Here is a 22,768-nt window from a genome sequence, read left to right as displayed (position 1 = left end):
CTGCAAAGCAAAGGGGGGCTTCTGGTCTAATCTAGTTTTTCAAGGATGACAGTCACCTTGAACAGGTCACCATCGACTTCAATATCAAGTGAGCCTTCATGAAGGTCGACGATGGACTTTGCGATTGCGAGGACAAGACCGGATCCTTCCGTATGGCGTGACTGGTCGCCGCGTTTAAAGCGTTCGAAAAGTTCATTCAAATCCTCGCCCAACTCGTATTTCGTGATGTTTTTAAAAGTAAGCACAACCTGGTTTTGCTCTTCTTTTACCGAAATATATACCCTCGTATTTTCCAGAGCATACTTCAGGATATTGCCAATCAGGTTATCGAACACTCTCCAGAGCTTTTGCCCGTCGACAAAGGCATGAACCGGGTGATCTGGCTGTGACACGCGCAGCTGAAGGGAAGACTGGCTCAGCGCCTCATTATGCTCGGCTAGCGCCTGCTGCAGCAGTTGGTTAAGGTCAACTTTCTCCTTATGCAGCTCGATATTGCCGCTTGCCATTTTCGTCGCCTCGAACAGGTCATCGATCAAGACTTTCAAGCGCTTTGATTTCCTGTCGAGGATTTCGATGTAGGAATCCCGGTCTTCAGATGCCAGGTCAGGCGTTTTCAACAACTCTGTATACGTAATGATCGATGTCAGCGGCGTCCGGAGATCATGGCTGACATTCGTGATCAACTCAGTCTTCAGGCGTTCACTTTTTGCCTGTTCCTTATGGGAGACTTTTACCGTGTTCCTGAGCGCATTGATATTTGCCGCATGTTTCGCGATCGCAGATTTCCCTTTTACCGGTATGTCCGCACCTAAATTGCCTGCAGCAAGTTCTTCTGTATGTTTTAATACTTTATTCAAGTAACCAGCTTTCCTCATGATGATGAGGAAAATCGGAAGACTTATCACCCCAAAACCGAAAGCTATGACAATTATATCTCCCCCACCTGCTACCAGGACGCCAACAAACAGCATACCCATACCAAACACGATTCCGAGGATGACAAGCAGCTGGAATCCAATGCTTTTGATTAAAAAGGCATTCTGAATCGCATGATAGCTTTTCACTAAAAGGCTGTTATCCACATCATCCCACAGCTTTGTCCAATCCTTTCGATACTCCGAAAGGAATTTCAGCTGGACCCAGCCAACTGCCAGCAAAGAGGCTGCAGCAAGCAGGCTGATGATCATCTCAATAAGGGAGGCTAATACATTTGAATGGTAATAGACAAATTGTTCACTGATCAAAGTCATGGTCAGCAACAGGAAGAAAACTGTCACTAAAAGCATCATGATTCTTAATTCAAGCGGAATCCTCGCATAAAAGGGTTTCATCTGCTGAAATGAACCAAAGTTTGTCGCCTGCTTTCGTTTTGCCAGGAAGTAGCTGGCAATCAAGGCAGCGAAACTTGATAGAAGATAACCGAAATAGAGCTTTTGCCCTGTCTGATAGTCCCTGTAATTCACGATGACGTAATGGTTCTCCGAAGCGCTCTTAGATAAGCCGATTTGGCCGGACAGATTCCGGTCTTTTTGGTTTTCCAGAATCGTTTCAGCGACTTCATTAAAAGGCAGGAATTTCTCACTATAACCAGTGAATAAATAATTTCTTTGCAATACAGCGTAATCTTTCACATAATACATCTCTTTTTTATTCAGGAAATCAGATGCTGATTCATTTTTTGATAAGGTAAGATTCGTAATGACTTCTCCTGTTGCATTGTCTTTCAGGTAATACTTGTATGCCTGCTGAAGATTGCTGAATTCACGTTGGTATTCTTCCATGTCTTGATAAAATTCATCAATCTTTTTTTCCTTCTCTTTGACGATCTTAGCGCGTACATATTCCTCGCTGTTGAAGTTTTCGGTTATATCCGCGATTTTCCCGTCTCGTTCTTTCTTTAGGATCTCTTCAGCAGCTTTATTTTCTGAATCGATTGCCGCCTGTATTTGATCTTCATATTGCATCCCGATATTGGATATTTGATCTCCAAGATTGCCATACCTCATTCGGTGTTCTTCAATTTCCTCGTCTGTTACAGTAATTTTCTTTTTCATTTCTTCTTTTGGCATGTTATAGATCTCATATACATTCAGCATCGCAACGAACTGCTCCATTTGCGAGTTATATTCCTCTGATTCAAAATAATCACCTTGCATGAACCGGCTGCCATTTGTCAGGACCGAAATAAGTCCACTAAGACCGAATGCAATCAAAAGCACCCATACCACAAACACATACTTACTTTTCGATTTTGTATCCAATCCCCCACACCACCTTCAAAAATCTTGGATTCTTCGGATCGATCTCTATTTTTTCGCGTATTTTCCGGATATGGACCGCCACCGTGTTTTCAGCATTGTAGCTCGGTTCCTTCCATACTCGCTCATATATGTCGTTGATGGAGAAGACTCTGCCGGCGTTCGTCATCAGCAGCTCGAGGATTTTGTACTCGATAGGTGTCAGTTTGACAGGCTCTCCGTGGGCAGTGACTTCCTTCGAGGACTGATCCAATGTCAGTCCATTCAGGTCGATCGCTTTCGCTTTCCCTTCATATGTACCGAGTGTGACGTATCTTCTCAGCTGGGATTTTACCCTTGCAATCAGTTCGAGCGGATTGAACGGCTTCGTCACATAATCATCGGCACCGACCTGAAGCCCGAGAATTTTGTCCGTATCCTCTGCTTTCGCGCTCAAAATGATAATCGGTATATTCTTGTCTTCACGGATCCTGAAGGTCGTCGTAATACCGTCTTGCCGCGGCATCATCACATCGAGCAGGATTAAGTGAACAGGCTGCTCATTCAGTTTTTCGATCGCCTCGATTCCATCTGCTGCCTTGATCACCCTGATTCCTTCGTTCTTCAAATAAATCTCTATCGCATCACGAATCTCTTTTTCATCATCAACAACCAGCACATTGTATTGTTCCAATTTTTAAAAACCCCCTTCCCATACAGGCAAGCTTCGATATTGCTTATTCTAGACAGTGAACCTTAATATTCACCGAGGATAAATCTTAAGATTTTCTTAATAATGGTAAAAGTGGTGTGTGAATCTATTATATATTTTTATGAAGGTTGAGAGGAAAGGTAATTTTGAGGTGTTCAATGGAGATTTTGTGCAGAGGAAACCCTGAAGTCGAGCAGATTGGTGCTAATTAACCCATTTTCGTTGGGAAGTTTAATGCTTTTTACATTGGTGAATCTTTTTATTGGCGGTTTTCACAACTTTATTGGCAATTTTCAAATTTTATTGGCGAAAAAATGAATTTATTGGCGAACTGGAAATTTCGCGGTCTTTTTTCCAGTTCACCCTACTACCTGCGAAGCGTTGCGATCAATCGCTTAGGATTCAGCAGCAAACCCAGAGCATCATTGATATTTTCGATCAAGATATCACTTTTCAGCAGTGTTGATGTGGCACATCCTTCTCTTCCGGCCACGGCAATGGCGATCTCGGATTCGGCGAACATGGCCTCGTCGTTTGCGCCGTTCCCCATACAGATTACTCCATCCAGACCTCGGGCATATTCCCCCTTTTCACCTGTGTGGTCTCCTGAGTGAAGAATGTGCACAGTGACAGGCATTGCCTCGCACTGGTTGATGACGCTCCCGTTCGTATCTGCTGTAATGACATGAATCTCTATGTCTTTGCTTAAAAGAATGATTCTTTCAGCCACTCCAGGGATCAACTCACCGTTAAAAGCAATCGTTCCGTTAAAATCGAGCACTAGATGTCTGAGATTGAATGGCCCTCTGCCCGGGATATTTAAAGCAAGCATGAATATGCCTCCCTTTTTTTTGATAGAATATCGTTATTATACACCCGCTTGGAGGATGTTAGATGGAAAAGAGCAAAGTAATACTCTATATCGCGGCAAGCCTGGATGGCTATATTGCCAGGCCAGATGGCGCCGTTGACTGGCTCGATAATGTGGAAGGTGATGGCGATAATAGTTACAGTGAATTCTACAGTAAGGTTGGAACCGTTGTTATGGGACGAAAAACGTACGAAGAGATTTTAAGACTGACAGATGATTTTCCCTATGGAGGTAAGCCCTGTTATGTCTTATCGCGACAAACGCAGGAAAGCAACACCCATGTCACGTATTCAGACGAAGAACTGGAATCCCTTGTTTCTCGCCTGAAGGAACACTCTGAGGGTTATGTCTGGCTTGTCGGCGGCGGTCAGCTTGTGAAGCAATTCCTTGAAAAAAAGCTGATCGACGAAATCGAGCTTTATATCATTCCGAAATTGATTGGGGATGGAATTCCGCTGTTTCCAGAGGGTACGCCACCTGCGGATTTCGAATTAACAGACACAGGCCGATTTGGACAGATCGCCGCACTGAAATACAGATCTAAAAATAATGGCGCTGGATGACTCCCAGCGCCTCATTTTTTATAGATTTATTTTAACAGCGTCAAGCTCTTCTCCCGAATCCATTGATGGTTGGACTTCGATAAAATCTGATTCAGGCACCATCGGGAGTGTGATCCGCCTTTTCTCCAACACCGTTCCATCCTCGACCTTCCTCTCCAGTTTTGCGTCAGAAGTTCCGCCAATCATTTGCTTACCCTTATCATCAAAAAGATTGAGCATGACTCTTTCGCCATCTTCAGGATAACTCAGTGTGTATTCAATGGCGATCGACGAATTCCCGGTAATCAACTTTTCGAACGTGATTTTATAATCACCATGCTCACTTACCTTTCCAAGCGGAGCAGTTTCGAATGGAAGTTGTTTAATAGGCACGTCAAAATTCCATTTCCCCTGTTCGTCCTTCCAGTTGTCATTGATTTCACCGATTCCAATAATGTTGAATGGCAATGTGGTTTCTGCCGGCAATTCTGCTCTTGGATAACTTAACTGGATATGTCCTTTGTAGCCGCCCTCAATAGGGAGCAGCTTTACCAGCTCCATTGTTTCTTCGATATTCGGATCTCGGTCGAAAATTTCATAGAATGCATACATCTCGTCCTCATCGCCCTTCACCTCACCCTTAACATCGAAGGTGACGCCAATTATCGCTCCGTCATAATAAGCATCGATAACGCTCACATCAATTCCGTCAGAAACTGCCTTTTCATTCAACTCAGTGATGAGCTGTTGTGTGGCGAGATTTTCGGCAACCTTGTCATGTTCATAAAGCTTCGCCAGGAAAGGAATATCCGCCATCACATTTCCTACCGTCGGCACCATGAAGCCTGATGCAACGAACAGGACTGCTGCAGCGGCAACTGACGCCCCAATCACCTTGAATCGAGGTTTTTGCTTAGCCTTCATTTTGTTCCCTTTGCTGACCCCTGCCTTAATTGCTTTTAAAACTTCATCTTCAGGAACCTCGAGTTGATCCACCGATTCATGAAACATTTTCTTTTTCATCGTGCTCGCCTCCCAATCTATTTTTAAGTTCCTTCCTGCCCCGCTGCAGATAGGTTTTTACGGTATTTTCAGGAATGACCATCATTCTGGCAATCTCGCTGATTGGCAGGTCATGATAGTAAAACAGGATTATCGCGGTCCGGTGCTGAGCTTTCAATAGAGTAATCGCCTCCATCAAATCGAGGTTCTCTGCCAGCTTATGGTCACTGTTTGAAGTCAGGTCGACCTGTTTCTCAACTGGTATTTCTTTTTTCCTTTTTTTCAAAACATCGTACGCACAATGGATCAGGATTCTTGTCAGCCAGGTTAAGAAGTAATCTTCATTCTTCAGCTGTCCGATCGCCAGGTATGCTTTGCATGAGGTTTCCTGGACGATATCAAGGGCATCCTCCCTGTTTCCTGCATATAAATAAGCGGTCCTATATAATCGATCACTATGTAAAACCAATAGCTTTTCAAACGCCTTTGTATTCCCCTTGACTGCTTTCTTCACAAGTATTGCTTCTTTCATTTCCTGACCTCCTTTCACTCTTTAGAGCAATCTCAGGTAAAAAAAGTTTCAACTTTTTCGAGATATTTTTCTAGGACTACCGTAATATAGTAATTAATGGAATTTTACCTATATATAAACAGATTGAATCTACATTTCTAGTATATCGAACGAGGTGATGTAATGGGCTTCTTCTCTCCTAAGCCTGATTTTCATATTCCAGAAGACGGAATCGACCGAATGGATACGATAACACTCGGCGGCATCCAGCAGAGTATCCTCATCCAGTCCTACTCACCTAAGAACCCGGTGCTGCTGTTTTTGCACGGCGGTCCTTCCATGCCCCTGCCTGGTGTCTCTTCCAGAGGGAAAAACTATACTGTCGCCACCAACACAAAAGAGCTTGTCAAGCACTTTACCGTTGTCTTTTGGGACCAGCGCGGCACGGGCAAATCCTATCACAAAGATATTCCTCAAGCATCGATGACCTTTGATCAACTCGTATCAGACGCAGCTGAACTGACTGACTTTTTAAGAGAAACGTTTCATCAGGAAAAAATCTTTCTTGCCGCTCACTCATTCGGTACATTGATCGGCATGTACTTGGTAAAAAGATACCCAGTTAAATTCCATTCCTATGTCGGGATTTCGCAGATTATCAACTGGGCTGAAAATGATCGTGAAGGTCTCGAGTGGGCAAAAAAAGAAGCAAAACGGCGCGGCGATTTCAAAGCACTGAATGAACTTGAAGCAGTTGGCGATCCGCCATTTACTAAGGGCTACAAGCAATGGGGTGTCCTGCGAAAATGGCAGATGAAGTATAGGACGATGGTTTATCATGACGCGAAGATCAAGCATCCCGGCCTCGCGAAAGTGTCGCTGAACATGCTTATCTCCAGGGATTACAGTTTCACGGATGTTATCCATTCTTTTCACAGCGGGTTCAAGCTAATCTACACAGACGAATTCATTCGAAACATACCAAATATTGATGTGCAAAAAGACGTGACATCTGTGGAAGTTCCTGTCACCTTCATCCATGGTCGGAAGGATGTCCATGTTCATGCGCATTTTGCAGAAGACTATCTTAGCTCTTTGAAAACGAACCATAATAAAAGCTTCATTTGGATGGAGAAATCTGCCCATCTCTTTCACCCGGATGATACCGCACGAATCGAGCAGCACCTTATCCATGAACTAAGTCATATTAAAGAAGAGGTCATCAATCAATGAAAACAATTTATAAGAGCCTGGAAGGAAAAGAACGGATCCTTAACCAATATGAAGAGTATCTTACTCAGTTTGATTCACTGATTCGGAGGGATTACATACAAACGAGATATGGCAGCACTCATGTACTGGTAATGGGAAAGAAGGAAGGGAAGCCTCTATTTATTTTCCAGGGTGGCAATTGCATCAATCCAGTCACCTTGTCCTGGTTCAAAGGCTTGCTTGGGGAGTATAAGGTCTATGCACCTGACACTATCGGACATCCGGGTTACAGTGACGAAACAAGAATATCTGCCTCAGACAGCAGCTTTGCTGAGTGGATTGCCGACTTGATGGACCATTACAGGATTGAGAAATGCGGATTTATCGGTCCATCTTACGGAGGCGGCATTATCCTCAGGCTTGCGGCATTTATGCCGGAAAGAATCCAGTGCGCTATCCTTGTCGCTCCAGCTGGAATCTGCCTGGGCTCAAAAATGAAAATGATCAAGGAAATCCTTGTCCCAATGATTTTTTACAAGATGAACGGATCTGTCAAAAGCCTGCGCAAAATTGCCGATGTGATGTCCTCTAATAGCATGAAACAGCTGGATGAAAGCATCATCGGCAATATTTTCAAACATACAACCCTTGAACAGGAAATGCCAAAACTGACTGTTGCGAATGAGCTGAGAGATTACACTGCCCCCACGCTTGTCATAACGGGAACAGAGGATGTATTTTTCCCAGGAAACAAAATTTCCCAGAAAACGGAAGGACTTTTAGGTGAGCAGCTAGAATTGAAACAGTATCAGATGGGACATTTTCCGTCCACTGCTCATCTGGAGATCATCGACATAGATATCAAGGAGTTTTTGAAAAACCATTATTAGGAGGCAAATAATGCAGTCAAATCCAGTACAAAAAATCGGCCAGATTGGAATACCTGTAAAAAACATTGAAAGAGCCACTGCCTTTTATCAAGAAAAATTAGGACTGCCATTATTATTCAATACGGATACAATGGCGTTTTTCGACTGTGAAGGCGTCCGTCTACTGTTGACCCTTCCGGAAAACGAGCAATTTGCCCATCCTAGTTCAGTCATCTATCTACAGGTTGAAGACCTCAAGGCAAAGTATGAAGAGCTTTCAGATGGCGTACAGTTCATCGGCGAGCCGCATGTAGTTGCTAAAATCGGCGATACAGAAACATGGATGGTGTTCTTCAAGGATACAGAGGAAAACACTCATGCCTTCATGAGCGAGGTCGTTGCATAAAAACAGAAAGGATACTGCCGGTGACGCAGTATCCTTTTTATTGGATTGCTTTCAATTCATTCTTTTTAATGAATAATTCAATTTGATGGGCCGCCATCATTCCAGCCGTACTGTTCAAATGCATCCCGTCAGTCAGCAGCAAATATCCATTCCGGGCAGATATCCGATCAAGGCTGTATCCGTATACGAAATGTTCGATGATCGCTTTTTCATAAAGCTTCGTTCCGGCCTTTAGCGAACGTCCCCTCGTATGCCCTTTTCCCTTTAGGTATGCCTTTAACTTTTCGTTAAAAGAAAGATACGAAACATTGGTCATTTCCGCGGTTTTTTTTATGACTTCGTTGTACTGGTCAATTTCTTTATTTGCTTTTGAAAATAAGTTCTCACCAACGACTGGCAGAGATAATAATCCGATTTTAGCGGATGTTTCTGCTTTCAGCCTTGAGACGATCAACCCAAGATTCTTTTCATATACCAATAATGACGGTTTTTCCAATTGCTGAGCCAGTTTGATGTTCTTCTTTGCAAGGTCCGGGGCTATTTTTGCCGAAGCATCATTCAATCCGACTAAAATCACGACATATTCAGGCTGGCATGCAATTATATCGTCCAGCCGCTGCAGAACATCATACGCGGTACTTCCATTCACTCCGGCATTGATGAATTGATAATCCTTGCAGTTTTTCCTCCTGGCTGCGTCTTCGACAAAATTGTAGCTGATGTTGCCGTGAACCGCATCACCGCCAATCACAGCCACAAGCTTTTTTCCTTCCTGGCGAAGCCCTTTTTCCAGAAAAGCCTTCGGATGATTGTGAGGTAATTGATTAATACGACTTTTCCGCTGAAAATAAAACAAAAAACTGACAGCAGGAATCAATAATAGGACTACTATCCCGCCAAAAATAAGATCCATATATAACCCCTCTCTTCACGATTCTCAAGAATTTATTAATTAAAAATTCTGAATATATAAGTTGAAATTATTCGACAAATCGTGTAAAATTCCCTGTCAATCAGATATTTACCTGAACTAAGAAACATACAACGTGCCGATAACTCCATTATAGCCTTTTATTTTATGCAACAGACAAACTAAATGGTTTAAAAATTTACATAAATCAAAAAATTACTTTGCAACTAGATTTACATTTAGGATAATATTATATGGTAGAGTTTGGGAAAGGGGATTTTCTGCCTATGCTGAAAGCTAGGTTATATGATTTCACGTTATTCTTTACTGCTGTTGCCGTGGCTTTTGGATTAGGTGCCCTCACTATAGATAATAATATTTTTTTTATAGCACTATTTATCTATTGGTTATTTTCATCTCTTTATAACCACTTAAGAATCACAGCGAAAAATGGAACACTTAAATTTGATTATGGCATTAGCTATAGTCTATCGTTCGGGATTTTCGCAGGTCCATTAGGCTTATTTATCTTTGAAACTATATTTCGTTTTACCGTTTATTTTTCCAGAAAAAGCTCAAAAACTGCCGATGATGATGAATTTTGGGATACTTTTTACAATATAGGCGCACATGTATTAATTTATTCGATTGGATATTTTCTCTTTCAGCTAGGGTACCCGTTAGTTGAGTCAATTCCTTTTGGATTCTGGATCTTAATGTGCATCCTTGCTGTAACAACCACGTTGATTTCGTATACCTTCCTTTCAACGGCCTTTTATATTTTAGGAGAAATTAAAAGCCTCCAGGAGGCAATAAAGTTTTCTAAAGAAAGCAATAACTGGCTGGATCTTGGCAAAACCGCATTCACAAATGGCTTGCTGCTGCTTTTGCTGGAGGAACAGAGATGGGAAATGGTCGTTGGATTATTCATTCTAAACTATCTCGTCAGCCGTTCCTTCCAGTCCAAATCGCAAAGCATCCAAAACAAAATCGAGCGGGACAAGTTCGAACAAATGGCTTATACGGACTTCCTGACCGGTATCCCGAACCGCGCATACATGGATAAAAAAATGTTTGAGTTAAACCATACCGGTGAAAAAGTCGGCATCGTTGTAGCGGACATCGATAAATTCAAGCTTATAAATGATTCCTACAATCATGCGGTAGGCGACCGGGTGATCCAGCATTTTGCCCATACACTCAAAAGCTTCTTGTCGGAAGACGATTATGTTTTCCGAAGCGGCGGGGAAGAATTCACATTGATCCTCAGGAATAAATCCTTCAGCGAGAATATTGACCTTGTGGAAAAGATTCGCCAAGGGGTTGAACTAAGTTCAGTCGAGGTTGATTATCAATCCGAAAAGCACGCTGTTTCAATAACCTCTTCCTTTGGCTTGTATTATTTTAAAGTCAATCAGTACACTTCAATGGAAAAAGGGTATATTTTTGCTGACCAGCTCTTGCTGCAATCGAAGGAACTTGGCAAAAACAAAGTTACCTTTAAGGACGAGCTTTCCCGAAATGTCCCGGTCAATGCCATGTAAAAAGACAGAGAGACGGATTCTCTGTCTTTTTTTGGTCTCGGGCAGTTTAGAGGCATGTTATTTTGACAGCTCTTCTCCTTTTGCTGCTCAACCTGTCATGATTACGGGGAGTTCTTGACAGCTTTCCTGCTTTGCACCCCAAACCTGTCATAATTACGGGGGGTTCTTGACAGCTTTTCTGTTTTGCCACCCAAACCTGTCACAATTACAGGGGGTTCTTGACAGCTTTTCTGTTTTACACCCCAAACTTGTCATAATTACGAGCTTTTCTTGACAGCTTTTCTGCTTTGCCACCCAAACCTGTCATGATTACAGGGGGTTCTTGACAGCTTTTCTGTTTTACACCCCAAACCTGTCATAATTACGAGCTTTTCTTGACAGCTTTTCTGCTTTGCCACCCAAACCTGTCATGATTACAGGGGTTTCTTGACAGCTTTTCTGCCTTACACCCCCAACCTGTCATAATTACGAGATTTTCTTGACAGCTTTTCTGTTTTACACCCCAAACTTGTCACAATTACAGGGGGTTCTTGACAGCTTTTCTACTTTGCACCCCAAACCTGTCATAATTACGGGATTTTCTTGACAACTTTCCTGCCTTGCCACCCAAACCTGTCATGATTACAGGGGTTTCTTGACAGCTTTTCTGCTTTGCACCCCCAACCTGTCATAATTACGAGCTTTTCTTGACAGCTTTTCTGCTTTGCCACCCAAACCTGTCATGATTACAGGGGTTTCTTGACAGCTTTTCTGCCTTACACCCCAAACCTGTCATAATTACGGGATTTTCTTGACAACTTTCCTGCCTTGCCACCCAAACCTGTCATGAATACAGGGGTTTCTTGACAGCTTTTCTGCTTTGCACCCCCAACCTGTCATAATTACGAGCTTTTCTTGACAGCTTTTCTGCTTTGCCACCCAAACCTGTCATAATTACAGGGGGTTCTTGACAGCTTTTCTGCTTTACACCCCCAACCTGTCATAATTACGAGCTTTTCTTGACAGCTTTTCTGTTTTACACCCCAAACTTGTCACAATTACAGGGGGTTCTTGACAGCTTTTCTACTTTGCACCCCAAACCTGTCATAATTACGGGATTTTCTTGACAACTTTCCTGCCTTGCCACCCAAACCTGTCATGATTACAGGGGTTTCTTGACAGCTTTTCTGCTTTGCCACCCAAACCTGTCACAATTACGAGCTTTTCTTGACAGCTTTTCTAATATGCGCCCCCAACCTGTCGAAATCCTTCAGAACCAAGCCTGCAAACTAAAACTGATTTTAAAAATGCATAAATAAATCCGCGGATGCTGCTTCGTTCAGCAACCATTTGATTGGTACCTGTTCTGCGGGATGGATGAAATCAACTTGATCATTTACATCCAGATCTACGACATAGAGCTGGACTCCCATCTCTACGGCGATTCCAAGAAGGTCATGAACGGAAGATACTCCAAAGTCGCTCAATGCATTGGATAGGTACTCCAGGTCCTCTGACGGGACGGATACATATCGCTGATCCAGAATATTGACTCCCCTGCGGGAAAATGCCAGGATTACTTCTGCCCCAGATGATGCAGCCCCCACAGCCACATTCAAAGGTGGGTACGCAGATTCCAGTTGATCGTGAAGTGCCATAACCACTACTTTTTTCTTTTCCATAAGCTCACCCTCCTCTTAGTAGGTTAGTACTGCATCCGCTTGATAAGCGGTCTCTAAAAAGGTAGCAACTCCTGATAACTCTGCACCCTCAACCAGCTCAAGTCCATCAGCAATCAGTACATTCATCTGGCAGCCGAAAAATTTTATTCCTTTATCTAAAGCCTGCTGCATCATTTTTTGCAAATCAATATTATGGGTTCTCTCCATAATCTTTAAGTATCGTTTATCCAAGACTCGTGCTCCATCCAAATCAAAGAAAATAGAAACCTCGTTCTCTTCCTCAACGTTTTTCAGTGCTTTTTTCAAAACATAAGGGACATTCGAGCTCAATGAAACGAAGTAAACAAATTTCTTCTTAGCCATATGACTTCCTTCCCTTCCTTCATTCTGTTTATCTATTTATTTTGTCCGTAAGATTAGCGACAATGAATCTTAATTCCTATTATATACCTATAAGGGTATATATAAAAATAAAAAAAACACGCAGCAAATTGGTGTTTTCCACAAGCTGCTGCGTGCCATTCTATTATTTTACCCACTTATGAAGAAGTGGACCTGTCTCCCCATACACCGGATCCGTTTCCGGAATAGGAACGTTCTTGATTTGAGATAATGCTTGGGCCCTGACACCAGGATCTTCTTCCTTCAAATCCGGATTTCGGCCATTGGGATATGCTCCTACAACTCGGAAATCCTGGCTGCTGTCGATTTTCTTGTGGCCGGTTCCTGCCGGCAGGACTACAACATCCCCTGCTTTAAGCTCCAGACGTTCTCCGGCATCTCCGCCAATTTGCACGGTTGCGCTGCCGGACTTAACACCAAGGACTTCATGGGTGTTTGTATGGTAATGATGATAATCGTAAATATCTCCAGTCCATGTGCCTGTCCAATTATGCTGCTCGAATTGTTCCTCCATGCTTAAGTTATCGTCAAAAACACCTTGATAGACAATGACCGGCAAAGTCGGGTTATTGGGGATGTCACCTGTGTCCTGTGCAAAAAATGATCTTACTTGCGTTTCCATTGTGGAATCCGCTCCTTTCTTTTATCAGGTTCGTTACTCAACTGAGCAATGTACTTCTAAAAGTTAAGTGCCACCCACAACTTTTCACTTGATGGCATCGACCAAAAAAGGTCTATGCTTATCTCTACCTAAAAATCTCTAGTGTTAAACGTATCGCCTTGTTTCAGGTTGCCAGCTTTATAGCCTTTTTTGAACCAGCTTTTCCTCTGTTCTGACGTGCCGTGTGTGAAACTTTCTGGAACGACATAGCCCTGAGACCGCTTCTGGATGGTGTCATCCCCGACCGCACTTGCAGCATTCAACGCTTCCTCAAGGTCCCCTTCTTCCACGACGCCCATTCCCTGTGCATGGTGAGCCCACACGCCTGCTAGATAATCGGCTTGAAGCTCAAAACGAACTTGATACTTATTGAATTCTGTCTGATCCAAACGGCCTCTAAGAGAATTCAATTTATCGGTCGTTCCCAGTAATGTCTGGACATGGTGACCAACCTCATGGGCTACAACATAAGCCATCGCAAAATCACCAGGTGCCTGGAACTTTGTTTGAAGTTCATCATAAAAGCTGAGGTCAATATAAAGCTTTTGGTCACCCGGGCAATAAAACGGGCCTACCTGCGAGCCTGCCATTCCACACGCAGACTGTACGCTTCCAGAGTATAAAACAAGAGTAGGCTCTTGATACTCCAATCCTTCCTCTGCAAATACCTTGGACCATACTTCCTCTGTATCAGCAAGGACCACTGAAACAAATTGGGCAAGTTCCTCTTCCTCGGCTGACTGCTCATAAGGTGCAGGCGACTGGTTGCCGCCATTTGTCATATTATTGACGACGTCTCCCATATCGCCTCCGCCAAGGAATGTCATGATCACTAATAGGATGATGCCGCCAAGGCCGCCGCCCATGAGAATGCCTCCGCCACCCATCCCTCTTCTATCTTCCACATTGCTGCTCGCTCGTCTGCCTTTCCACTGCATCATGTTTGCTCCTTCCTGCTATATATTAAACACTGTTAACAATCAATAATGGATGTCCTTAGTGTTATACCCGCTATGAAGCGATTTATTTGCCTGTCTATGAATATTTTTTGCAAAGTCACTCCTATACACAAAAAGCAAGCAAAGCACCTTCTTTCAAAGGTTCTTCTGCTTGCTTTTCTCATTGCCTAGGAAATATAATCGCTGATGGCTCCTGAGACATCGTACTGGTCGAGGTCTAGTTCGATGTCTTCGCCTGCTGCCAGTTTGGCGAGCTGGGTCCCAAGATATGGTCCGACTGTGAGACCCGATGAGCCCAATCCATTTGCCATGTATAGGTTATCAAAACCTGGAACGGTACCAATAATTGGGAGGAAGTTCGGTGCTACCGGTCGGAATCCCACTTTTGTTTCGATGTAGGTTGCATTGGCCAGTCCTGGTGCTACCGATAAACCTTTATCGATGATTTCATGCATGCCCCCAAGAGTTGGGCGGGAGTCAAACCCCTTCTCATCCTCATGTGTTGCTCCGATGACAACTTTTCCTCCATCGAACGCAAGAATGTACTGGTTGTTGGGCGGCATGACGACTGGCCAGCTGCCAGTCTCTGTATTCTCAAGCTCCAGATGGATGATTTGCGCTTTTTGAGGGGGAGATGCTGAGTTGCATTCCAAGCGGTTTCAGCAACTCAGGTGCCCATGCCCCTGCGGTTATGATCGTGCTGTCAGCTTCATAACTTATATCTCCTACTTTAACACCTGTTACTTTTCCGCCAGCGCACTCTAATTGGGCATTTCCGTTAACCAGTGAAGCTCCTTGTTTTTGCGCTGCATTCAGAAGAGCCAATCGCAGCAAGCGTCCATTTACCCGTGCACCACCGCTTACATGCACAGAGGCATACTCTTCTGATAATGGCGGGAAAAGTTCATTTGTTTCGCGCTGATTCAACTGGCTGATGGCTCCGATTTCCGGAGCATCTTCACGCCTCACAGTCGCTCTTTCTTCCATTTTTAACAATTTTCCCTGATCATGATGGAGGCTGATGGCTCCTACACGCTGATAACCTGTTTCCTTCTCGCCGTCCTCTTCAAGTTGCTTAATCAGTGACGGGTAAAAAGCCGCCCCATTCTTTGCGAGGAAATACCATGCCTTATTCCTGCGCTGAGTCAGCCAGGGACAAATGATTCCAGCTGCAGCATCCGTCGCTTGTCCTGGTTCTTCACGGTCAATGACCGTTACACATTTTCCTTCCTTCGCTAAGTGATAAGCAGTGGAGGCCCCTAGTATTCCTGCCCCAATGACTACATATTTTTTCATCATTACACCTTTTCATAAAAGATTCTTAATTTCATTTTACAGAAGTTTATCGACAGACTCAAAGAAAGGTAAACCCCATTGCTAGTTTCCTCTTATTCATACTTTAATAGACATAACACTGTAGTAGAGGTTTTAGTTGAATTCTTTGCTTAAGCCTTGAAGGAATTAAATAATCTTCCTGCAATAATCGAACTTTTGTATTATATGACTCAAAAAGCCAAATGCTAAGCCCGTAGATTGTTGGAAAGAAACTTTCCACTATCGAAAAGTTATTTTCGCTATACCTTAGGGGTTTCTGATATAATTTTTATTATTGTGTACAAACAGCAATGATACTGTTGAAATAATGGAGTGAAGATAAAGATGGACACTAAAAAGGCTTTGCCTATTTTATTTTTAGTTATGTTTCTCGTGATGGTCGGCTTTGGAATCATCATTCCCGTCATCCCATTTTACGCAGAAGAAATCGGTGCAACACCAACACAATTAGGTTTATTGATGGCGGTCTATTCCTTGATGCAATTTTTATTCGCTCCAATGTGGGGCCGTATCTCCGACAAAATTGGCAGGAAGCCTGTCATCATGATCGGTATACTGGGACTGTCCCTATCCTTCTTCTTGATGGCACTTTCCACAGAGCTTTGGATGCTGTTTGCAGCAAGGATTATCGGAGGTTTTTTGTCATCGGCTAATATGCCAACTGTCATAGCCTATGTTGCAGATATCACATCCGAAGAAGACCGCAGTAAAGGCATGGGCATCATCGGCGCGTCAGTTGGACTTGGATTCATTTTCGGTCCGGCAATCGGCGGTGTTTTCTCACAATCAAGCCTGAGTACACCTTTTTATCTTGCTGGAGCGACATCACTGGTTACGTTCTTATTCGTGACTTTTGTATTGAAAGAATCGCTTTCAGCTGAACAGCGCAGCAGTCAGGAGAAGGAGAAAAATTCATTACTGAAAGCATTAAATGGACCACTTTCCATGCTGTTCTTACTTCAATTGTTTGTTTCACTTTCTTTGGCCGGACTGGAAGCAACATTTGCTTATTTTGCTGCTGAAAAAGCGGGGCTGGGCTCAGTGGAATTAGGTTATATTTTCATGATCATGGGACTTGCTGGTGCCATCGTACAAGGCGGATTAGTCGGCAGATTGACTAAGAAGCTTGGCGAGGGTATGGTCATTCAGCTCGGTATCATCATTTCTGCCGCGGGGTTTGGATTAATTCTCCTAACTGAAGGGTTTGGTACGGCCGCACTTTTCCTTACCATATTTGGTATAGGAAATGGTTTGATTCGCCCAAGTGTATCGTCATTACTGACAAAGAAATCGACAACCGGTCACGGAGGGACGACGGGATTGCTTTCATCCTTTGATTCACTCGGCAGGATTATCGGCCCCCCATTAGGCGGATGGCTATTCTCGATTGCCATTGGGATGCCTTATATTTCTGGGATTGTCCTTTCAATGGTAGCCCTGATTTTATATCAATTCTATCAAACAAGAACAAAAACTTCCCATTCGTTAGACCAATAACAAGAAAAGCGCAAGCGCCTTGATCAGCCCCGACAAGCGCTGGAGGACCGACCAGTGAAGTCGTTCTTTGACTTCATTGGACGGACCGAAGCGACTCGAGGGGCTAGGCGCTGGAGCTGGACAATGAAAAGTGCAAGCGCCTTGATCAGCCCCGACAAGCGCTGGAGGACCGACCAGTGAAGTCGTTCTTTGACTTCATTGGACGGACCGAACCGACTCGAGGGGCTAGGCGCTGGAGCTGGACAATGAAAAGCGCAAGCGCCTTGATCAGCCCCGACAAGCGCTGGAGCTGGACACTAATCTTAATACAAAAATTTATTCTTTTTTAAAATAGCAAAAAGGGGATGGTTTATTCACCATCCTCCTTTCATTTAAAGTCGTTCTACCTTCTTAACTCGTTAAGGGTAATTTTATTTCAACTAATGTACCAATGTTTAGCTTGCTATGATAGGAAATAGTCCCATTGTGCTGTTTGATGATTTTATGGCAAATCATCAACCCAAGCCCCGTTCCTTTCTCCTTCAATGTGTAAAATGGCTCTCCTAATCGAGGAAGTAATTCTTCCGGAATTCCACATCCTTCATCTTGAACAGAAAAAATACAATCACCATCTATCCCTTTTTGCAGTTTAATATCAATATTTCCGCCCTTTGGCATGGCCTCCATAGCATTCTTGAAAATATTCAGGATCACTTGCTTAATCTGGTTTTTCTCACAAGTTATGAAGAAATCTGTTCCCAGATAACTTCGGGTGAATTGTATATTTTTCATATTGGCTTGCGGGGATAAGAATTCGACTGTATGATCGATCAAATCGCACAAGTTGGCCCGGTTAAGCTGTATAGCCTGCGGCTTTCCTAAATAAAGCATTTCAGTTGTGATCGTTTCAATTCTCTCTAGTTCGCTTAGAAGCAGGTTGTTAATTTCATTCGAACTGTTATCTTGTCGATACAGTTGGACAAATCCCTTTATTGTCGTAAGAGGATTCCGTATTTCATGGGCTACACCTGCGGTCAATTCCCCCACGATCGATAGCTTTTCGGATTGCAAAAGAATCTCTTCCGCTTTTTTCCGCTCAGAAATATCCCTGCTAATTATCACAATATGCTCGATTGTTTGAGACTCATCCATAACAGGCATGCAGCGGGATTCAAAATCAATCCATTTTCCATTAATATGCTGGAAGCGGAACTCTACTGGCAGTGATTCTTTATTTTTTATGATCTTTGCTATTGTTTCCGTGAAATTCACTACATCATCTGGATGAATTAACTGACATATTTCTATTTTTTCAAGCTCTGGGACCTTGTATCCCAACGCCAGCTCATGAGAAGGAGAGAAGTAACTGATTGAGTGCTCTTTATCCATTACCATGATGAGATCTGATGTATTCTCAGCTATGAGACGATACTTTGATTCACTTTCCTCAAGCGTCTGCTCCATCCGCTTTCGCTCCTGGATGATTCTATATAACTTTTCATATGATTCTATTAATAATCCGCCAAAAAAAACTCCTATTGAAACAAACAGTAAATATTGGAGATGAAAAACTGGATTGTCTCTAATTACATTTAAAACGATCGGTACAGTAATAATATAAGTGACTATGTAAGAACACAGGAAAATGATGTATCGCCTCACTGGTTTAAAATGTCCAGTGAATTTTTGAATTACAATTAAAACAGCCATGACTATTAACCAGCCAACGATTGCCGGATACCAGTTTTCAGACACCATTAACCTGGAAGCCAACGCAAAGCTGCTGGTAATCATGCCTGGACCTGGCCCAAGATAAGCAAAGACCAAAATGATAACCGAATAACGGATATCATATGAATATCCTTGATTCTGGAAAGATAAGCTAACGAGCACGGAGGAAACAATCCCCGCATATAATCCTGCCCAAATCCGCAGCTGCTTGAGTGGCTTAAGATTCAAATAAGAACGGATGACTAAAGGAGTACTGACCAATAAAGAAAGCATAGAGAGGTTTATGATGTAATCTATTAGAATCAACTGGCTCCCACCTAAAAAAATTGCAATTTATTAATTATCATAAACCAGAGAAAACACCTTTTCCATAGTATTTAAAACAATTAACCCTTTATTATTTTTAAAATTTTTAAAATAATTAAACTTTAACTTAAATTATTTCGAATATCGTAGTAATATGAACTTATAAAAGGAGGAGATAAATTTGACTAAAACGATTGAAAAGCGCCTTGTCCGTTCTGAAGTCCCTGTTGATCTGACATGGAATCTGGATGATTTATTCCAATCCGAAGAGAAATGGGAGGCGGCATTGAACGAGATTGATGATGACGTCAAAAAGTTCACAGACTTTAAAGGTAGCCTGCATAAAGATTCAAAGACATTGCTGGAATGCCTTACCGCGCAGGAAGATTTAACAAAAAAGTTGGTCAAAGTCCGTACATACGCAAGCTTGAAGCAATCTGCTGATGGTACCGACCCAGTGAATCAGGCAAATTCAGCTAAGATAGCAGCCAGTGGTACTCGAGCTTTGTCTGCTCTATCATTTATTTCATCTGAAATACTGGATTTGGAGGATGGAAAAGTCGAAGAGTTCCTTCAGGAAGAGCCTCGCCTTGAACCCTTCAGAAAGAGCCTAACAGAGCTTCTGGAAACGAAGGAGCATAAGTTATCGCCTGAAACAGAAGAAGTACTAGCTGCGCTTGGAGAAGTCCATTCTGCTCCTTACAATGTTTATGGAATGGCTAAGCTTGCCGACATGCAGTTTTCTTCAATACAGGATGAAGAGGGAAATGAACTCCCAGTCTCTTTCGCATTATTCGAGAGCCGCTATGAATTTTCTCCAGACACATATGTGCGCAGAAAAGCATATGGATCCTTTGTCTCGACACTAAAACAATATCAAAATACGATCGCAGCAACCTATGCAACTGAGGTTAAAAAACAGGTTACTCTTGCAAAGCTGCGAAATTATGAATCAGTTACACATATGCTTCTTGAATCACAGCAGGTAACACCGGAGATGTACCACAACCAAATCGATATCATCTATAAAGAACTGGCACCGCATATGCGACGCTTTGCTGAATTAAAGAAAAAGGTATTAGGCCTCGACAAAATGATGTTCTGTGACTTGAAGGCTCCATTTGACCCGGAATTTGACCCGGAAATCACTTATGATGAGGCTCGCGTGGTCATTACAGAATCTTTAAAAGTAATGGGCCCCTGATTATACAGCCATGATTGAAAAAGGCTTTGAAGAGAGATGGGTGGACCTTGCAGATAATGTCGGCAAATCAACAGGAGCATTCTGCTCAAGCCCATATGGATCACATCCATATATCCTGATTACATGGGCAGACAATATGCGCGGCTGCTTCACGCTTGCCCATGAGTTCGGCCATGCCGGACATTTTTTCCTGGCGAACCAAAACCAGCGCATCATGAACGTCCGCCCTTCCATGTATTTCATCGAGGCTCCATCTACGATGAATGAAATGCTTCTTGCACAGCATCTTCTCGAAAAAAAATAAAGATGATGCGCAAATGAGCCGCTGGGTCATTCTGCAGCTTCTGGGAACGTACTATCATAACTTTGTCACGCACCTGCTTGAGGCAGAGTACCAGCGCCGTGTATACACGCATGCTGAAGCCGGCAAAGCCCTGACAGCAAAAACACTTACTGAGATCAAAACTGAAGTCCTTAAAGGCTTCTGGGGCGATACAGTGGAAATCGATGAAGGAGCCGGCTTGACTTGGATGCGCCAGCCTCACTACTACATGGGCTTGTATCCATACACCTACTCTGCAGGTTTGACCGCATCGACAGCCGTATCACAGCTGATCCAGGAAGAAGGCCAGCCTGCTGTAGACCGCTGGCTTGAGGTGCTCCGTGCGGGCGGCACCATGAAGCCGCTTGAGTTGCTGAAGCATGCCGGATTGGATATGTCGACACCGGAACCAGTTCGAAAAGCTGTTTCATATGTAGGCTCATTGATTGACGAATTAGAGCAATCTTATCAATAAATTAAAGAACCCATGGGCTGTGTTGCTAAACCGTTCCGTTTTGAGGTGTATATGGCGAAAATGGCACAGTAAATGGCGTGGAAATTGTCCACGCCATTTTTCCTATTGTGCCAGCATTTATAAGCCATTTCATTACAAATTAACACCTGCAAAATGATAGTAAATGCCATTGACAATGTTTGTTGTACAAGGAATAATGACGGTCATTAACACTGTCAATTTTATGGCCGGTTCGGAAGTCAATTTAAGGGTGCCATTCTACGAACATTGCATTCAAGTATAGCCAGTATAACGATGAATATGGAATTTTACTTTATTTTTTTCTCACCGAAGGGAGCAGTTAGCGGAAGATTGATTTTTTCTAGAACAAGGGAAGATTTAACCTTAATTGAGTAACAAACAATCCTAGAAATAAGCGGAGAATATCCGGTTAAACTGTATGTATAGCTCGGTAAGGGGTAAATAAGCGGAGGTTTTCCGGTTAAGCAAGTGCGAATGCCAATTTTTTATGTTTTTCAAGTAAATAGACGGAAATCTTCCGTCTATTTAAGCTGTTTTCCATGCCATTTTCTAAATAAGGGAAGTTTCTCCGCTTATTTATCAGCCACTGGTGACCACCTCACCAGGGTCCTTTCTTTTTGGTGTGGAATAAACAGGTGCTTTGTTGAATAAGAACCATTATATTTTGGATCCGAAAATAAATTCAATTAGAAAAATGGCGTGTCAAAACTGAAGTCAGTTTACACGCCATTTTTATTGTCATTTAAATGATATGCACCCTAAAACAGAATGGTTTACTGTGTTGCACCCATGGGTTCTTTCTGTTTATTTATTCATTTTAGAAAGGAAATCTCCAAGAAGATCGTCCAAATCCTCTTCCTTCTCTTCGGTTTCCCCTTCTGGTTTGTCAGCTTGCTCAATTGATTCCCAGACAAATGAATCAAGATCATCATCCATTGAATCGTTTTCAGCCGTTGAAGCAGTCTCCTCTATTACCGGTGAATCCTCAGCGGCAATCACTGATGGAAGATCTATTTCATCTTCCTGAAGGTACAGGGCTTCATCGATTTCTGTAGACTTACTGTTCAATGATGCCAGCAGTGACGTTGCCCGTATGGGGTCTGTCAGCAGGTGATACACGATATTGCCCAGCAAAGCTTCTGAATGCTCATGCTTGATCCAATCCCGTTGTGATTTGCTGAGATTGCGTGGGAGAGGGATGGTAATCGTTTCGCGTTCCCTGGAATATGAACTCCCTACACCCTGCAAGACAAAATCAGCAATCTTGCCAGAGAAATTTCTTCTCTCGGTTTCTTTTAATTTTTGAAGATGCCTCAAGATATGGTCTGGTGTATCAGATGGGATCCGGAACGATAGTGCCTGTCCCCTTTTAATCTCATTTGGGTTGGTTTTTTTCATG

General features: G+C 43.0%; 20 protein-coding genes and 2 pseudogenes. 9 read left to right on the top strand and 13 right to left on the bottom strand.

Annotated features, from left to right (window positions below):
- Positions 1-26: 26 nt before the first annotated feature.
- The 3 genes from LC048_RS23470 to LC048_RS23460 form a co-directional block, all read right to left on the bottom strand.
- On the bottom strand, positions 27-2,261 hold the full coding sequence (locus LC048_RS23470) for a HAMP domain-containing sensor histidine kinase (RefSeq protein ID WP_306048916.1): 2,235 nt from the start codon (positions 2,259-2,261) through the stop codon (positions 27-29).
- Complete coding sequence (locus LC048_RS23465; protein ID WP_226603340.1) at positions 2,239-2,931, bottom strand: response regulator transcription factor; 693 nt, start codon at positions 2,929-2,931, stop codon at positions 2,239-2,241. The genes LC048_RS23470 and LC048_RS23465 overlap by 23 nt, the downstream gene beginning before the upstream one ends.
- A 385-nt stretch (positions 2,932-3,316) precedes the next feature.
- On the bottom strand, positions 3,317-3,781 hold the full coding sequence (locus tag LC048_RS23460) for an HAD family hydrolase (RefSeq protein WP_226603342.1): 465 nt from the start codon (positions 3,779-3,781) through the stop codon (positions 3,317-3,319).
- A gap of 62 nt (positions 3,782-3,843) precedes the next feature.
- On the opposite strand from LC048_RS23460, the gene LC048_RS23455 reads away from it, so the two are divergent.
- Positions 3,844-4,383: a dihydrofolate reductase family protein gene (locus LC048_RS23455; RefSeq protein WP_226603347.1), complete on the top strand. Its 540-nt coding sequence runs from the start codon at positions 3,844-3,846 to the stop codon at positions 4,381-4,383.
- An 18-nt stretch (positions 4,384-4,401) separates the two neighbouring features.
- On the opposite strand, the gene LC048_RS23450 is transcribed toward LC048_RS23455, so the two are convergent.
- Both LC048_RS23450 and LC048_RS23445 read right to left on the bottom strand, forming a co-directional pair.
- Positions 4,402-5,385: a DUF4179 domain-containing protein gene (locus tag LC048_RS23450; RefSeq protein WP_226603350.1), complete on the bottom strand. Its 984-nt coding sequence runs from the start codon at positions 5,383-5,385 to the stop codon at positions 4,402-4,404.
- On the bottom strand, positions 5,363-5,896 hold the full coding sequence (locus LC048_RS23445; RefSeq protein WP_226603351.1) for a sigma-70 family RNA polymerase sigma factor: 534 nt from the start codon (positions 5,894-5,896) through the stop codon (positions 5,363-5,365). The genes LC048_RS23450 and LC048_RS23445 overlap by 23 nt, the downstream gene beginning before the upstream one ends.
- Before the next feature lie 162 nt (positions 5,897-6,058).
- Between LC048_RS23445 and LC048_RS23440 the strand changes: the two genes are divergently transcribed.
- The 3 genes from LC048_RS23440 to LC048_RS23430 are packed head-to-tail and all read left to right on the top strand — an operon-like array spanning position 6,059 to position 8,362.
- Entirely contained in the window at positions 6,059-7,108 is a 1,050-nt protein-coding gene (locus LC048_RS23440) for an alpha/beta hydrolase (protein ID WP_226603354.1), read from the top strand.
- Entirely contained in the window at positions 7,105-7,977 is an 873-nt protein-coding gene (locus tag LC048_RS23435) for an alpha/beta fold hydrolase (protein WP_226603366.1), read from the top strand. Before LC048_RS23440 ends, LC048_RS23435 begins: the two co-directional genes overlap by 4 nt.
- A 10-nt stretch (positions 7,978-7,987) precedes the next feature.
- A complete protein-coding gene (locus LC048_RS23430; protein WP_226603368.1) occupies positions 7,988-8,362 on the top strand; it encodes a VOC family protein in 375 nt (124 codons plus the stop codon).
- 37 nt (positions 8,363-8,399) lie between these two features.
- Here the strand turns inward: LC048_RS23430 and LC048_RS23425 are convergent, their stop codons facing one another.
- Positions 8,400-9,275 (bottom strand): SGNH/GDSL hydrolase family protein, encoded by an 876-nt coding sequence (locus tag LC048_RS23425; protein ID WP_226603370.1) that lies wholly within the window; start codon positions 9,273-9,275, stop codon positions 8,400-8,402.
- A 251-nt stretch (positions 9,276-9,526) separates the two neighbouring features.
- Between LC048_RS23425 and LC048_RS23420 the strand changes: the two genes are divergently transcribed.
- The gene (locus LC048_RS23420) at positions 9,527-10,816 is read left to right on the top strand and encodes a GGDEF domain-containing protein (protein ID WP_226603372.1); all 1,290 of its coding nucleotides are present in this window, start codon (positions 9,527-9,529) and stop codon (positions 10,814-10,816) included.
- Positions 10,817-12,096: 1,280 nt separating this feature from the next.
- Here LC048_RS23420 and LC048_RS23415 read toward each other — a convergent pair.
- The 5 genes and pseudogenes from LC048_RS23415 to LC048_RS23395 form a co-directional block, all read right to left on the bottom strand.
- Complete coding sequence (locus LC048_RS23415; protein ID WP_226603373.1) at positions 12,097-12,477, bottom strand: DsrE/DsrF/DrsH-like family protein; 381 nt, start codon at positions 12,475-12,477, stop codon at positions 12,097-12,099.
- A 15-nt stretch (positions 12,478-12,492) separates the two neighbouring features.
- Positions 12,493-12,840 (bottom strand): DsrE/DsrF/DrsH-like family protein, encoded by a 348-nt coding sequence (locus tag LC048_RS23410; protein WP_226603376.1) that lies wholly within the window; start codon positions 12,838-12,840, stop codon positions 12,493-12,495.
- Positions 12,841-13,003: 163 nt separating this feature from the next.
- Positions 13,004-13,501 (bottom strand): cupin domain-containing protein, encoded by a 498-nt coding sequence (locus LC048_RS23405; protein WP_226603378.1) that lies wholly within the window; start codon positions 13,499-13,501, stop codon positions 13,004-13,006.
- Between the two features lie 128 nt (positions 13,502-13,629).
- Positions 13,630-14,478, bottom strand: coding sequence for a KPN_02809 family neutral zinc metallopeptidase (ypfJ, locus tag LC048_RS23400; protein WP_226603547.1), 849 nt, complete (start codon positions 14,476-14,478; stop codon positions 13,630-13,632).
- Positions 14,479-14,666: 188 nt separating this feature from the next.
- Positions 14,667-15,795 (bottom strand): annotated as a pseudogene (locus LC048_RS23395) (NAD(P)/FAD-dependent oxidoreductase).
- 363 nt (positions 15,796-16,158) lie between these two features.
- On the opposite strand from LC048_RS23395, the gene LC048_RS23390 reads away from it, so the two are divergent.
- From LC048_RS23390 to LC048_RS23380, 3 genes are read left to right on the top strand one after another with little or no spacing between them, the layout of a single operon-like run.
- On the top strand, positions 16,159-17,331 hold the full coding sequence (locus tag LC048_RS23390; RefSeq protein WP_306048912.1) for an MFS transporter: 1,173 nt from the start codon (positions 16,159-16,161) through the stop codon (positions 17,329-17,331).
- Between the two features lie 54 nt (positions 17,332-17,385).
- Positions 17,386-17,511, top strand: a complete 126-nt coding sequence (locus LC048_RS23385) for a hypothetical protein (RefSeq protein WP_264188487.1) — start codon at positions 17,386-17,388, stop codon at positions 17,509-17,511.
- A complete protein-coding gene (locus LC048_RS23380) occupies positions 17,508-17,660 on the top strand; it encodes a hypothetical protein (RefSeq protein ID WP_226603383.1) in 153 nt (50 codons plus the stop codon). Before LC048_RS23385 ends, LC048_RS23380 begins: the two co-directional genes overlap by 4 nt.
- Positions 17,661-17,721: 61 nt before the next feature.
- On the opposite strand, the gene LC048_RS23375 is transcribed toward LC048_RS23380, so the two are convergent.
- Positions 17,722-19,347, bottom strand: a complete 1,626-nt coding sequence (locus LC048_RS23375) for an ATP-binding protein (RefSeq protein WP_306048910.1) — start codon at positions 19,345-19,347, stop codon at positions 17,722-17,724.
- A gap of 181 nt (positions 19,348-19,528) precedes the next feature.
- Between LC048_RS23375 and pepF the strand changes: the two are divergent.
- Positions 19,529-21,348 (top strand): annotated as a pseudogene (pepF, locus tag LC048_RS23370) (oligoendopeptidase F).
- An 825-nt stretch (positions 21,349-22,173) separates the two neighbouring features.
- On the opposite strand, the gene LC048_RS23365 reads toward pepF, so the two are convergent.
- Positions 22,174-22,767, bottom strand: coding sequence for a hypothetical protein (locus LC048_RS23365; protein ID WP_226603390.1), 594 nt, complete (start codon positions 22,765-22,767; stop codon positions 22,174-22,176).
- Position 22,768 lies beyond the last annotated feature (1 nt).

The organism is Mesobacillus subterraneus (assembly GCF_020524355.2).
Lineage (GTDB): Bacteria > Bacillota > Bacilli > Bacillales > Cytobacillaceae > Mesobacillus > Mesobacillus subterraneus_C.
This window is presented reverse-complemented; position numbering and strand designations above follow the sequence as displayed.